The 12,534-nt window shown below is 57.1% G+C and carries 16 protein-coding genes; 7 read left to right on the top strand and 9 right to left on the bottom strand.

Annotation, left to right across the window (positions count from 1 at the left end):
- Nucleotides 1-135: 135 nt before the first annotated feature.
- The 3 genes from AC097N_RS17285 to AC097N_RS17275 are packed head-to-tail and all read left to right on the top strand — an operon-like array spanning nt 136 to nt 2,187.
- Entirely contained in the window at nt 136-723 is a 588-nt protein-coding gene (locus tag AC097N_RS17285; RefSeq protein WP_479583248.1) for a LemA family protein, read from the top strand.
- Nucleotides 724-739: 16 nt separating this feature from the next.
- Nucleotides 740-1,663: a TPM domain-containing protein gene (locus AC097N_RS17280; RefSeq protein ID WP_479583247.1), complete on the top strand. Its 924-nt coding sequence runs from the start codon at nt 740-742 to the stop codon at nt 1,661-1,663.
- Between the two features lie 2 nt (nt 1,664-1,665).
- Complete coding sequence (locus AC097N_RS17275) at nt 1,666-2,187, top strand: TPM domain-containing protein (protein WP_479583244.1); 522 nt, start codon at nt 1,666-1,668, stop codon at nt 2,185-2,187.
- A gap of 84 nt (nt 2,188-2,271) precedes the next feature.
- Here the strand turns inward: AC097N_RS17275 and AC097N_RS17270 are convergent, their stop codons facing one another.
- The 9 genes from AC097N_RS17270 to AC097N_RS17230 are packed head-to-tail and all read right to left on the bottom strand — an operon-like array spanning nt 2,272 to nt 9,405.
- Complete coding sequence (locus AC097N_RS17270) at nt 2,272-2,688, bottom strand: F0F1 ATP synthase subunit epsilon (RefSeq protein ID WP_479583242.1); 417 nt, start codon at nt 2,686-2,688, stop codon at nt 2,272-2,274.
- A gap of 9 nt (nt 2,689-2,697) precedes the next feature.
- On the bottom strand, nt 2,698-4,101 hold the full coding sequence (gene atpD / locus AC097N_RS17265) for a F0F1 ATP synthase subunit beta (protein ID WP_479583240.1): 1,404 nt from the start codon (nt 4,099-4,101) through the stop codon (nt 2,698-2,700).
- 24 nt (nt 4,102-4,125) lie between these two features.
- Nucleotides 4,126-5,016 carry a F0F1 ATP synthase subunit gamma gene (gene atpG / locus AC097N_RS17260; RefSeq protein WP_479583238.1) on the bottom strand — a complete coding sequence of 297 codons (891 nt, stop codon included), beginning with the start codon at nt 5,014-5,016 and terminating at the stop codon, nt 4,126-4,128.
- A 29-nt stretch (nt 5,017-5,045) separates the two neighbouring features.
- Entirely contained in the window at nt 5,046-6,599 is a 1,554-nt protein-coding gene (atpA, locus tag AC097N_RS17255) for a F0F1 ATP synthase subunit alpha (protein ID WP_479583236.1), read from the bottom strand.
- Nucleotides 6,600-6,648: 49 nt separating this feature from the next.
- Nucleotides 6,649-7,179, bottom strand: a complete 531-nt coding sequence (locus AC097N_RS17250) for a F0F1 ATP synthase subunit delta (RefSeq protein ID WP_479583234.1) — start codon at nt 7,177-7,179, stop codon at nt 6,649-6,651.
- Nucleotides 7,180-7,188: 9 nt separating this feature from the next.
- On the bottom strand, nt 7,189-7,659 hold the full coding sequence (locus AC097N_RS17245; RefSeq protein WP_479583233.1) for a F0F1 ATP synthase subunit B: 471 nt from the start codon (nt 7,657-7,659) through the stop codon (nt 7,189-7,191).
- A 37-nt stretch (nt 7,660-7,696) separates the two neighbouring features.
- On the bottom strand, nt 7,697-7,942 hold the full coding sequence (gene atpE, locus AC097N_RS17240; RefSeq protein ID WP_058721792.1) for a F0F1 ATP synthase subunit C: 246 nt from the start codon (nt 7,940-7,942) through the stop codon (nt 7,697-7,699).
- Nucleotides 7,943-7,997: 55 nt separating this feature from the next.
- A complete protein-coding gene (gene atpB / locus AC097N_RS17235; protein ID WP_479583230.1) occupies nt 7,998-8,891 on the bottom strand; it encodes a F0F1 ATP synthase subunit A in 894 nt (297 codons plus the stop codon).
- A gap of 19 nt (nt 8,892-8,910) precedes the next feature.
- Nucleotides 8,911-9,405, bottom strand: coding sequence for an ATP synthase subunit I (locus AC097N_RS17230; RefSeq protein WP_479583228.1), 495 nt, complete (start codon nt 9,403-9,405; stop codon nt 8,911-8,913).
- A gap of 99 nt (nt 9,406-9,504) precedes the next feature.
- Between AC097N_RS17230 and AC097N_RS17225 the strand changes: the two genes are divergently transcribed.
- From AC097N_RS17225 to lipA, 4 genes are all read left to right on the top strand, one after another.
- Nucleotides 9,505-10,404, top strand: coding sequence for a D-amino acid aminotransferase (locus AC097N_RS17225; RefSeq protein WP_479583225.1), 900 nt, complete (start codon nt 9,505-9,507; stop codon nt 10,402-10,404).
- A 53-nt stretch (nt 10,405-10,457) separates the two neighbouring features.
- Entirely contained in the window at nt 10,458-10,751 is a 294-nt protein-coding gene (locus tag AC097N_RS17220; protein ID WP_479583223.1) for a YbeD family protein, read from the top strand.
- Between the two features lie 64 nt (nt 10,752-10,815).
- The gene (lipB, locus tag AC097N_RS17215) at nt 10,816-11,460 is read left to right on the top strand and encodes a lipoyl(octanoyl) transferase LipB (RefSeq protein WP_479583307.1); all 645 of its coding nucleotides are present in this window, start codon (nt 10,816-10,818) and stop codon (nt 11,458-11,460) included.
- A 26-nt stretch (nt 11,461-11,486) separates the two neighbouring features.
- Complete coding sequence (gene lipA, locus AC097N_RS17210) at nt 11,487-12,503, top strand: lipoyl synthase (protein WP_479583306.1); 1,017 nt, start codon at nt 11,487-11,489, stop codon at nt 12,501-12,503.
- Nucleotides 12,504-12,534 lie beyond the last annotated feature (31 nt).

Genomic DNA, 12,534 nt, shown 5'->3' with positions numbered 1-12,534 from the left:
TGTTCTTGAGCCTTGCCGTGAATTTTGCCGTGATTTTCCGCAACCTATTTGCGGAACTCACACGGGCTTGATTACAACCCATGTGTCCTAGTCAACGTTTATGCTAATGTTGACCTTCCAAGTTGGAGATTTTTTATGAAACGATGGCTCCTGGTTTTATTTAGCGCACTCGCACTCACGGGCTGCGGTTACAACGATTTTCAACGTCTTGACGAGCAGACCAAATCAGCCTGGAGCGAAGTGCTGAACCAGTACCAGCGCCGTGCAGACCTGGTGCCCAATATTGTGGCCACGGTCAAAGGGGAGGCCGCTTTTGAGCAGGACACGCTGACACGCGTGATCGAGGCCCGCGCCAAGGCGACGTCCATTCAGGTCTCTCCCGAAACGCTGAACAACCCTGAAGCGTTCAAGAAATTTCAGGCAGCGCAGGGGGAGTTGGGGTCTGCCCTCAGCCGGCTGATGGCCGTGTCGGAGCAATATCCCAACCTGAAGGCCAACCAGGCCTTCTCTGACCTGCGCGTGCAGCTTGAAGGCACCGAAAACCGTGTGACGGTAGCGCGCAACCGCTATATCCAGTCGGTGCAGGCCTATAACGTGCTGGCGCGCAGTTTCCCCACCAACCTGACCGCGATGGTCTTCAGCTATCCGCCCAAACCAACCTTCGCGGTGCAAAACGAAGCGGCGATCTCGGTGCCGCCCGTCGTCAATTTCGACAAGAAGTAGTGTCCTGCTTGAACCTATGCCCGTCCGTTTGATGCTGATGTACACCCTGTCTCATTCCATGCGGGTGATGCGCGGGAGCCTGCTGGTTCTGACGCTGGGCATGCTGTCGTTCATTGCGCCCGTGCTGGCACAGCAGGAGGTACCAGCGCTCACGGCCCATGTCATCGACAAGACCGGTACGCTGAGCGCTGCGCAAGTCCAGGCACTTGAGAGCAAGCTGACGGCATTTGAACAGGCCCGTGGTGCCCAAATTGTGGTTTTATTGGTGCCCACGACCCAGCCTGAGGACATCACCAGCTATGCGAACCGGGTCGCCAACACCTGGAAAATCGGGCGCAAGGACATCGGGGATGGCCTGCTGGTGGTGGTTGCGAAGAACGACCGGACGCTTCGCATTGAAGTGGCCAAAACATTGGAGGGCGCGATTCCTGATCTGATGGCAAAGCGGGTCATTGACGGCGCCATCACGCCGGGGTTCAAAAGTGGCGACTTCGCGGGCGGCCTGGAGGCGGGCACGGACCAAATCATGAAACTCATTGCAGGCGAAGCACTCCCTGCACCCGCGACCCAAGGGCGCCGTGACAACCCTGGTTTTCAATGGATGGACCTCATGGTTTTTGCGTTCATCGCCGTTCCAGTCGTCGCAGCGATCACCCGCAGTATCTTGGGGCCCAAACTGGGTCCCTTGGTCACAGGGGGTGCAGTAGGCGGGATTGCGCTGTTCATCACTTCCAGCCTGGTAGTCGGAGGCTTGGCGGCCTTGGGCGCACTGCTCTTCGCCTTGTTCGCCAACGTCAGCCGGTTTTCGGGCCTGGGCGGCAGAGGCGGATTTGGTACGGGAGGCGGTGGCTGGGGTTCGGGGTCTGGTGGGCGTGGCGGCGGGTTCGGCTCTGGCGGTGGTGGTGACTTTGGAGGCGGTGGTGCCTCCGGGCGGTGGTAATGATGATGACGCGTCTTAAACGCCTTTTCAAACACGCCTGGCTGGAGCAGTCGTCAACCCATCAGCTTGTTCCGACCGCCATGGCAGAGCGACTGCGACGGCAGGTGGCTTCCAGCGAAAAGCGCCACACCGGAGAGATCCGCATTTATGTCGAAACAGCGCTTCCCTTGGGTTATCTGTGGCGTAAGGCATCAACACCGGCCATTACCCGGCAACGTGCCTTGGCGCTGTTTGGTGAGCTCGGTGTCTGGGACACCGCCAACAACAATGGCGTTCTGATTTACCTGCTTCTGGCGGAACATGCGATTGAAGTAGTGGCTGATCGCGGTATTGATGCCAGGGCCGGCTCGCCTGTCTGGACGCATCTCACGTCTCGCATGAGCGCGGCCTTTCAGCAGGGGCGTTTTGAAGAAGGATTAACGCAAGCGTTGGAAGAAGTGTCCACCGTCTTGGTGCAACATTTTCCAACCGAACCGGGGAGCACGAACCCCAATGAATTACCAGACAGCCCGGTGATTCGTTAACGCGCAGCCCAAAAACAAAAGGCCTGATTTCGAAAAATCAGGCCTTTCAAAGATATTGGCAGCCCGAAGACCGTCGCTTCTTCTTTATTTCTTCATACGGTATTTGCGCAGCGCTGCGATCTGAGCGGCCATAACAGCCAACTCGGATTGGGCACGTGCAATATCGATGTCACCCTTGGCGTTCTTGAGGGCTTCTTCTGCCGCCAATTTGGCGGCATTGGCCTTCTCTTCATCCAGGTCCTTGCCGCGAATGGCGGTGTCAGACAACACCGTCACGCAGTTAGGTTGAACTTCGAGCAAGCCGCCAGCCACGAAGACAAATTCTTCGCTGCCATCGGCCTTCTCGATACGCACCGTACCCGCCTTGATGCGAGTGATCAGTGGTGTGTGGCGCGGATAAATGCCGAGTTCGCCCGCCTCACCAGGCAAGGCAACAAAACGCGCCTCGCCTGAGAAGATGGACTCTTCAGCACTGACCACATCAACGTGGATGGTGTTCATGGTGAACCTTTAAACCTTCTTGGCTTTTTCGAACGCTTCGTCGATCGTGCCAACCATGTAGAACGCCTGCTCTGGCAGGTGATCGCACTCGCCAGCGACAATCATCTTGAAGCCGCGGATGGTTTCGGCCAAGCTGACGTATTTGCCAGGAGAACCAGTGAACACCTCAGCCACGTGGAAAGGCTGGGACAGGAAACGCTGGATCTTGCGGGCACGTGCCACAGCCAGTTTGTCTTCTGGAGCCAACTCGTCCATGCCCAAAATCGCAATGATGTCGCGCAATTCTTTGTAACGTTGCAAGGTACCCTGCACAGCGCGGGCGGTTTCGTAGTGGTCTTGACCCACAACGAGCGGGTCCAACTGGCGGCTGGTCGAGTCCAAAGGATCCACCGCAGGGTAGATACCCAGCGACGCGATGTCACGGCTCAACACGACGGTGGAGTCAAGGTGAGCAAAGGTTGTTGCAGGCGAAGGATCGGTCAAGTCATCCGCTGGCACGTAAACGGCCTGAATGGACGTGATCGAACCCACTTTGGTCGAGGTAATGCGTTCTTGCAAACGGCCCATTTCTTCGGCCAGTGTCGGCTGGTAGCCCACGGCGGAAGGCATACGGCCCAACAAGGCGGACACTTCGGTACCGGCCAATGTAAAGCGGTAGATGTTGTCCACAAAGAACAGCACGTCTTTGCCTTCGTCACGGAAAGACTCAGCGATGGTCAGACCCGTCAACGCCACGCGCAAACGGTTGCCTGGAGGCTCGTTCATCTGACCGTAGACCATGGCCACTTTGGAGTCTTCGAGTTTCTCGAGATTCACAACGCCAGAGTCAGCCATCTCGTGATAGAAGTCGTTACCTTCACGAGTACGCTCACCCACACCGGCGAACACGGACAGACCGCTGTGTGCCTTGGCGATGTTGTTGATCAGTTCCATCATGTTCACGGTCTTGCCCACACCGGCGCCACCGAACAGACCGACCTTGCCGCCTTTGGCGAAAGGACAGATCAAGTCGATCACCTTGATGCCGGTTTCCAGCAACTCTTGTGAAGGATTCAGTTCGTCGTACGAAGGCGCCTTGCGGTGAATTGAAGCTGTGCGTTCAGAATTAACTGGACCACGTTCGTCAATGGGTGCACCCAACACATCCATGATGCGACCCAATGTGGCTTTGCCCACGGGGACCATGATGGTTTGTGCGGTGTTTTGCACGACCATGCCGCGACGCAAACCATCGGAAGAACCGAGCGCAATGGTACGAACGATGCCGTCACCCAATTGCTGCTGCACTTCGAGGGTCAACGTGGAGCCATCCATTTTGAGCGCGTCATAAATCTTCGGCATCTGGTCGCGTGGAAACTCCACGTCAACAACCGCACCGATACACTGAACAATCTTGCCTTGGACTTGAGCCATTTTTTGCTCCAAAAATAAATACGTTTAAACCGCCGCTGCACCAGCAACGATTTCCGAAAGTTCTTTCGTGATCGCAGCCTGACGGGTTTTGTTATAGATGAGCTTGAGCTCACCAATGACGCTGCCAGCGTTATCTGTTGCCGACTTCATGGCCACCATGCGTGCCGATTGCTCGGACGCCATGTTTTCGGCCACGGCCTGGTACACCAGTGCTTCAACATAGCGGATCAGCAAATCGTCGATCACAGCCTGCGGATCTGGCTCATAGATGTAGTCCCATGCGTGCTTAGCGCCTGTGACTGCTTCGTGGGCCTGTGTCTCTGCCTGCATCGCGCTAGCGGAGAGCGGCAACAGTTGTTGCATCATGGGCTCTTGCTTCATGGTGTTGATGAAACGGGTGTAACACAGGTACACCGAATTCACTTCACCCTTCACATAAGCATCGAGCAACACCTTCACCGGGCCAATGAGCTTGTCCAGGTGAGGCGTATCGCCAAGTTGCGTTGCATGCGACACCACCTTGGCACCGACCCGATTCAAGAATCCAAGACCCTTGTTACCGATCGCCACCGCCTGCGTGGTCACGCCTGCAGCCTGCGAATCGCGCAGCTTGCCCGTGACACCACGCAACACGTTGGTGTTCATGCCGCCGCACAAACCCTTGTCCGTGGTCACCACAATCATGCCGACCGACTTGGCGTCGTTCGTTTTCATGAATGCGTGAACGTATTCGGGGTTGGCCTGACCGAGGTTGGCTGCGATGTTGCGGATCTTTTCGCTGTAAGGGCGGGCGGCGCGCATGCGCTCCTGCGCCTTACGCATCTTGCTGGCCGCCACCATTTCCATGGCCTTGGTGATCTTCTTGGTGTTTTCCACCGATTTGATCTTGCCGCGAATTTCCTTACCTGCTGCCATGAATGACTCCTTGTGCCTTCAGGTGCGGATCAAGCAAACAATTTCTTGAACGCTGTTGCTGCCGCTGTCATTTCAGCCTCAGCATCTTTGTCCATGGCCTTGTCGGCTTCCAGCTTTGCGAGCAGGGCTGCGTGTTTGTCCTTGAGGTAGGAATGCAGGCCGTGTTCGAATGCCAAAACTTTCTTGACTTCGATATCGTCCATGAAGCCTTTGTTCACGGCAAACAACGTAGCACCCATCAAGCTGATGGGCAGCGGGCTGTATTGAGCCTGCTTCAGCAATTCCGTCACGCGGGCACCACGGTCGAGTTGCTTGCGTGTTGCTTCGTCAAGATCAGAGGCGAACTGGGCAAAAGCGGCGAGTTCACGGTACTGCGCCAAATCGGTACGGATACCGCCTGACAGGTTCTTGATCAATTTCGTCTGGGCAGCACCACCGACGCGGGACACCGAGATACCGGCGTTGATCGCAGGACGGATGCCAGCGTTGAACAACGAAGTTTCAAGGAAGATCTGACCGTCAGTGATCGAAATCACGTTGGTTGGCACGAAGGCAGAGACGTCACCAGCTTGCGTTTCAATGATGGGCAATGCAGTCAACGAGCCGGTCTTGCCTTTGACAGCGCCTTTGGTGAAGTCTTCGACATACTTCTCGTTCACGCGTGCGGCGCGCTCCAGCAGACGGCTGTGGAGATAGAACACGTCGCCAGGGTAAGCTTCGCGGCCTGGTGGGCGACGCAACAGCAAAGACACCTGACGGTAAGCCACAGCTTGCTTGGAGAGGTCGTCATACACAATGAGCGCATCTTCACCGCGGTCGCGGAAGTACTCACCCATGGTGCAACCGGAGTAGGCGCTGACGTACTGCATGGCAGCCGATTCAGAGGCCGTAGCGGCCACCACGATGGTGTATTCCATCGCGCCAGCTTGTTCCAGAGCACGAACCACGTTCTTGACGGAAGAGGCCTTCTGGCCGATTGCGACATAAACGCAGGTTACGTTCTGACCTTTTTGGTTGATGATCGCGTCGATGGCGACAGCGGTCTTACCGGTCTGGCGGTCACCAATGATCAGCTCGCGCTGGCCACGGCCGACGGGCACCATGGAGTCAATAGACTTCAGGCCGGTCTGCATGGGCTGGCTCACGGACTGACGGGCGATCACGCCTGGCGCAACCTTTTCAATCACGTCGGTCATCTTGGCATTGATAGGGCCTTTGCCGTCAATGGGCTGACCCAGTGCGTTGACCACGCGGCCTTTGAGCTCAGGACCTACAGGCACTTCCAGAATACGACCCGTGCATTTCACGATGTCGCCTTCGGAGATGTGCTCGTAAGCACCCAGAATCACGGAACCCACCGAATCACGCTCGAGGTTCAAAGCCAAGCCGTAGCTGGGCTGACCATCGGCATCGGCGGGGAATTCGAGCATTTCGCCCTGCATCACGTCGGACAGGCCATGAATGCGGCAAATACCGTCAGTCACGGACACAACAGTACCCTGATTGCGGATGTTCGCGTTAGCGGACAGGCCTTCAATACGGCTCTTGATCAGTTCGGAAATTTCTGCGGGATTGAGTTGCATGGCTCTTTCCTTCTTTCGTTAATTGGGCTGACAACGTGAGGCTGATGCCTCAGGCTGTCAATGCCACTTTCATTTGTTCCAGACGGGCCTTGACGGAAGAGTCAAGAACCTCATCACCCACCACCACTCGAATGCCACCGATCAAGTCGGGCTGCAATTCGACGGTCACATTGAGTTTGCGACCAAATCGTTTTTCCAGCGTGGTTGCCAGGTCGGCCAATTCGGTTCCGCCAATGGCAAACGCGCTGTACACAACGGCATCTGATGATCCACCCTGGGCGTTTTTCAGTGCACGAAATTGCGATGCAATCTCTGGCAACGCATTCAGGCGACCATTGTCAATGACGGTGCGCAGAAAGTTCTTGGCCATCGCTGGCAAGGCCGATTTGGCCACGCCTGCGATGACATCAAACACCTGCTCGGCGCTTGCATTGGGGTTATCGGCGAATTGCTGAAGTTGCGGGTCGGCCGCAATTTCCTTCAATTCCTCGACCCAGACTGCCGCACCGTTCAAGTCAGATTGAGAAGCCTTGAACAAGGCTTCAGCGTAAGGTCGGGCAATAGTGGCGAGTTCAGCCATGTCGTCCTCTTACAGCTCAGTCTTCAATCGGCCAAGCAAATCAGCATGGACACCGGCATTGACTTCCTTGCGGAGAATCTGCTCGGCACCCTTGACAGCCAGCGCTGCGACCTGCTCACGAAGAACTTCGCGAGCTTTGATGCTTTGCTGCTCAGCTTCAACCTTGGCGGCTGCAATGATCTTGCTGCCCTCTTCGGTTGCTTTTGACTTGGCTTCTTCAACGATGGCCTGACCACGTCGCTCGGCATCTGCCAGGCGTGCGGCCGTCTCGGTGCGCGACAGGGCCAGATCAGCTTCGACGCGCTTGTTGGCGGAAGAAAGTTCAGACTTGGCTTTGTCGGCGGCAGCGAGGCCATCGGCTATTTTCTGTGCCCGCTCGTCCAGCGCTTTTGTGATTGGGGGCCACACGAATTTCATCGTGAACCACACCAGGATCGCAAAAACGATCGCCTGCAGGAACAGGGTTGCGTTGATGTTCACAGCTTATTCCCTTTCAAGCGTGAAAGCTTACCCAAAATTAGATGGCGAAAGGCTTGGCGAACGCAAACAGCAGGGCAATGGCCACACCGATCAGGAACGCTGCGTCGATCAAACCGGCCAAGATGAACATCTTGGTTTGCAGTTCGTTCATGAGTTCAGGCTGACGTGCTGACGACTCGAGGAATTTGCCACCCATCAGTGCGATACCGATAGATGCGCCCAAAGCGCCCAAACCAACGATCAAACCGCAAGCCAGTGCCACGAGGCCGAGAATGTTTTCCATGATTGCTCCTAAGTACAGAAAAGAAAAGAAAAGAAAAAGAAAAGAGAAAAAACGATCAGTGTGAATCGTGGGCCTGCCCCACGTAAATCAGCGTCAACATCATGAAGATGAAGGCTTGCAGCGTGATCACCAGGATGTGGAAGATACTCCACACCGTTCCAGCAATCACATGCCCGAATCCTAACCAAAACATCCCTTCAGCAGGGTTGAATTGCCAGGCCCATGCGCCACCCATCAAGGCGATCAACATGAAAATCAGTTCGCCAGCAAACATGTTGCCGAACAATCGCATGCCGTGAGACACCGTCTTGGCTGCGAATTCAATCATCTGCATCAAAAAGTTGATGGGGTACAAAAACACCTTGTCACCAAAGGGCGCCGCCACCAACTCATGCGTCCAGCCGCCCAAGCCTTTAATTTTGACGCTGTAGAACAGGCAAATCATCAAGACGCTGAAGGACAGACCCAGAGTCGTCGACAAATCAGCCGTAGGAACGACTCGCATGTAATCTTTGTAACCCATGGCAGGCCCGGCGCTGTGCCAAAGGGCTGGCAGCGCATCAACCGGCAGCATGTCCATGGCATTCATCAGGAAAATCCAGACAAACACGGTCAGCGCCAAAGGAGACACCAGCTTGCGGCTCTTCACGTTGTGAATCACACCCTTGGCCTGCGTGTCAACCATCTCAGAGAGGATCTCGACCGCGGCCTGGAAACGCCCCGGCACACCCGAGGTTGCCTTGCGCGCCGCACGCCACAACAAGAAGCATCCGATGACACCCAGCAACACCGAGTAAAAAACAGAATCCAGATTGAACAGACTGAAGTCAACCAGACTGTGTTGCTCGACGTTTTCAAAAGAAAAATTCTTTTGCAAATGATGCAGGTGGTGCTGGATGTAATCCCCAGCCGTCGGGGCATGTGTACCAGCGGTTTCAGCAGCAGCCATATGTCACCAATTTATCAGTTCAAACAATCTTCTTGACAGAATCCTTGCGCCCCGAATGCAGCCACATGGCCACCCAGTACACCTTCATCGTCACCACGAAACCAGCCAGCAAAGCCAGCCAGTGCAATCCCAAGATCAGCCTTGGCGCCGCAAACAACATTGCGATCGTCACGGCAATCTTGACCAACTCCCACACAAAGAACCCCGATAACGCGGAACCCGCATTCGACGCTCTTTGCTGGCGCGCCATGCCGCGTGCGAACAGGGCGGCAGGAATAACCACTGCCAACGCACCGTAAGCCGCAGACCAGGCCGCAACAATACTTCCCATGATCGCCCAGGTCACCAAAGCCACCAACAAACCCACCGCAAACTGCATCGCCAGAATTCGCCAGGGCGACATCATGGGACGCGATGCAAGGAGGGCCTTTGCCTCTTCGGCAGTTAGTGGCTTGAAATCCTGATCACCGGACTCATCTACTTCAGATTCGGGAACAACTGTGATTATTGACATCTCAAATTACACGCAGGTTACACCGGGCATCTGCCGCAAAGCCTCTGATTATACGTAGAAACCCGTGTCTGCCCAATACCCGGCGGCGATAATTAACGCATGAACACCCTGCCTGCCCTGCCCTGCTACCTCAATGGAGAGTTCAGCACGCTGCCTTTTGCCAAGGTCAGCGTGATGGACCGCGGCTTTATTTTTGGGGACGGTGTATATGAAGTGGTACCCGTCTACCAAGGTCAGCCATTCCGTTTCGCCCAGCACATGGCGCGACTTGACCGCAGCTTGGCCGAACTAAAAATCGCCAACCCGTTGTCCCACGCGCAGTGGGCCGGGATTGCACTGGCGCTGGTCGCCGCTTACGCCAAGTCCCAAGGAACAACGCCTGCAAGCCTTGACCAACTGGTCTATGTACAGATCACCCGCGGTGTGGCCCTGCGTGACCACGTGATGCCGCAAGACATCACGCCCACCGTCTTTGTCATGACCAACGTGATGACGCCGCCCACGGCCACCCAGCGCACCACCGGCGTGGCTTGCGTGACGGCGGACGACTTCCGCTGGGAAAAGGCGCATATCAAGAGCACCAGCCTGCTGGGCGCGGTGTTTGCGCGTCAGATCAGTTTTGAGGCGGGTGCCGTGGAGACCATCATGTTCCGCGACGGTTTTTTGAGCGAGGCAGCAGCCAGCAACGTGTGGGTGGTCAAAGGCGGCAAGGTCTTCGGCCCGCCCAAAGACAACCTGGTGCTGGAGGGCATCCGCTACGGCTTGATCGAAGACATCTGCCGCGCACAGGGCATTGACTTCGAGCTTCGCCGCATCAGCCGCGCGGAAGTGGTCAACGCCGACGAACTGCTCTTGTCCTCCGCCACCAAAGAGGTGTTGCCTGTCACCCTGCTTGATGGCCAACCCGTCGGAGCGGGCCAACCGGGACCGGTCTATGCACAACTGCAAGCCGGCTACCAGCAAGCCAAAGCCCAGGGGCACGATGCCGCCCGAGCCTGACGACGTTCAAAACGCTGCTTGATTTTTGTACCGCCTAACCATTGCAAACCACCGTGTCCACGCCGCCTATTCCCCCCGAAATTCCACGCTCCGAGTCACTCATTGAGTACCCGTCGCTTTTCCCCATCAAAGTGATGGGCGTGAAAGTGGAGGGACTGGTGCACGCGATCACCATGGTGGCCCACCAGTTTGATCCGGCTTTTGACGCCTCTACCATCGAGCTGCGCGAAAGCAAGGGCGGCAAGTACCTGGGCGTGACGATCACCGTCACCGCCACCAGCCGCGAACAACTCGACGAGTTGTACCGGACGCTCTCCACACACCCCATGGTCAAAGTGGTGCTTTGAGGTTGCCGTGAGCATTCCCCTGCAGCACTTGGGCCGGGTGGATTACGTGCCCACTTTTGAGGCCATGCAAGCCTTCACGGCCACGCGCACCGCCGAGACCCCCGATAGGCTATGGATTTGTGAGCACCCTGCGGTCTATACACAAGGGCTGGCGGGCAAATCGGAACATATTTTCTTGCCTGGCGACATTCCGGTGGTGCAAACCAACCGGGGTGGCCAGGTGACCTACCACGGCCCCGGCCAAGTGGTGGGCTACCCGCTGCTGGACCTCAAGCGGGCGGGCTATTTCGTCAAGGAATATGTGTACCGCATCGAGGAAGCCGTGATCCGCACGCTGGCGCACTTTGGCGTCACCGGGCACCGCGTGGGCGGCGCGCCAGGCATTTATGTACGGCTGGATGACCCGGGCTCGCACGCCATGCTGCCCCAGCGTCCCGCCAAGGCCGATCCGGCAGCCTCCGCCCGCCTGGACCCCGACTTCACCGGCCTGGGAAAAATCGCGGCTTTAGGCATCAAGGTCAGCCGCAACTGCACTTACCACGGCGTGGCGCTCAACGTGGCGATGGACCTGGAACCCTACTCGCGCATCAACCCGTGTGGTTATTCGGGCCTGCAAACGGTAGATCTTTCTACAATTGGCGTCTCTGTCGGCTGGAATGAAGCGGCCGACCTTTTGGGCCACAAGCTCGCAACCTACCTGGCGCCTTGACGACGCCACCTACACCGCTACCGACCATGAGCCATAGCCCCGACGACCTCGTATCCAACCCCACGGTCCGCGAAGCCCAAACCACCGAGAACTACGACCCCTCGGCCAAGCAGAAGGCGGCCGCCAAGCTGTCACGCATCCCGGTCAAGGTCGTGCAGGGCGAGATCCTGAAAAAACCCGAATGGATTCGCGTCAAGGCCGGTTCGCCCACCACCCGCTTTTATGAGATCAAGGACGTGCTGCGCCAGAACAAGCTGGTGACCGTGTGCGAGGAAGCCAGCTGCCCCAACATTGGCGAGTGTTTTGGCAAAGGCACGGCCACCTTCATGATCATGGGTGACAAGTGCACCCGGCGCTGCCCATTTTGCGATGTGGGCCACGGCCGACCCGACCCGCTGGACGTGAACGAGCCGGACAACCTGGCCAAAACCATCGCCCAGCTCAAGCTCAAATATGTGGTGATCACCAGCGTGGACCGCGATGACCTGCGCGACGGTGGCAGCCAGCATTTTGTCGACTGCATCTCCAAAACGCGGGCGCTGTCGCCCAACACCCAGATTGAAATCCTGGTGCCCGACTTCCGCGGCCGCGACGACCGCGCGCTGGAGATTCTGAAAGCCGCACCGCCCGACGTAATGAACCACAACATGGAAACCGTGCCGCGCCTCTATAAGGAAGCGCGCCCGGGCAGCGACTACCAGTTCTCCCTGAACCTGCTCAAGAAATTCAAGGCGCTGTTCCCCCACGTGCCGACCAAGAGCGGCCTGATGGTCGGACTGGGCGAGACCGACGAGGAAATTCTGGACGTGATGCGCGACATGCGCGCCCACGGCATCAACATGCTGACCATCGGCCAGTACCTGGCGCCCAGCAACTCGCACCTCACGGTCAAGCGCTACGTGCACCCCGACACCTTCAAGATGTTCGAGGCCAAGGCCTACGAGATGGGCTTCAGCCACGCCGCCGTGGGCGCGATGGTACGCAGCAGCTACCACGCCGACCAGCAGGCCGAGCATGCGATGAGCACACCAGTCGTTCGATAATTGCTATTACTTTAATAGCTACTTACGCGCG

The organism is Rhodoferax sp. LS1R11 (assembly GCF_056521395.1).
Note: the sequence above shows the minus strand (reverse complement) of the source record. Positions and strands in the feature narration are given on the sequence as shown.

What these genes read in the sequence shown, in the direction of transcription:
- atpA (WP_479583236.1), bottom strand. Translation starts at nt 6,599, where the DNA reads ATGCAACTCAATCCCGCAGAAATTTCCGAACTGATCAAGAGCCGTATT.
- atpE (WP_058721792.1), bottom strand. Translation starts at nt 7,942, where the DNA reads ATGGAAAACATTCTCGGCCTCGTGGCACTGGCTTGCGGTTTGATCGTT.
- AC097N_RS17280 (WP_479583247.1), top strand. Translation starts at nt 740, where the DNA reads ATGCCCGTCCGTTTGATGCTGATGTACACCCTGTCTCATTCCATGCGG.
- atpG (WP_479583238.1), bottom strand. Translation starts at nt 5,016, where the DNA reads ATGGCAGCAGGTAAGGAAATTCGCGGCAAGATCAAATCGGTGGAAAAC.
- atpD (WP_479583240.1), bottom strand. Translation starts at nt 4,101, where the DNA reads ATGGCTCAAGTCCAAGGCAAGATTGTTCAGTGTATCGGTGCGGTTGTT.
- lipB (WP_479583307.1), top strand. Translation starts at nt 10,816, where the DNA reads ATGCAAGCCTTCACGGCCACGCGCACCGCCGAGACCCCCGATAGGCTA.
- atpB (WP_479583230.1), bottom strand. Translation starts at nt 8,891, where the DNA reads ATGGCTGCTGCTGAAACCGCTGGTACACATGCCCCGACGGCTGGGGAT.
- AC097N_RS17285 (WP_479583248.1), top strand. Translation starts at nt 136, where the DNA reads ATGAAACGATGGCTCCTGGTTTTATTTAGCGCACTCGCACTCACGGGC.
- lipA (WP_479583306.1), top strand. Translation starts at nt 11,487, where the DNA reads ATGAGCCATAGCCCCGACGACCTCGTATCCAACCCCACGGTCCGCGAA.
- AC097N_RS17230 (WP_479583228.1), bottom strand. Translation starts at nt 9,405, where the DNA reads ATGTCAATAATCACAGTTGTTCCCGAATCTGAAGTAGATGAGTCCGGT.
- AC097N_RS17275 (WP_479583244.1), top strand. Translation starts at nt 1,666, where the DNA reads ATGATGACGCGTCTTAAACGCCTTTTCAAACACGCCTGGCTGGAGCAG.
- AC097N_RS17225 (WP_479583225.1), top strand. Translation starts at nt 9,505, where the DNA reads ATGAACACCCTGCCTGCCCTGCCCTGCTACCTCAATGGAGAGTTCAGC.
- AC097N_RS17250 (WP_479583234.1), bottom strand. Translation starts at nt 7,179, where the DNA reads ATGGCTGAACTCGCCACTATTGCCCGACCTTACGCTGAAGCCTTGTTC.
- AC097N_RS17270 (WP_479583242.1), bottom strand. Translation starts at nt 2,688, where the DNA reads ATGAACACCATCCACGTTGATGTGGTCAGTGCTGAAGAGTCCATCTTC.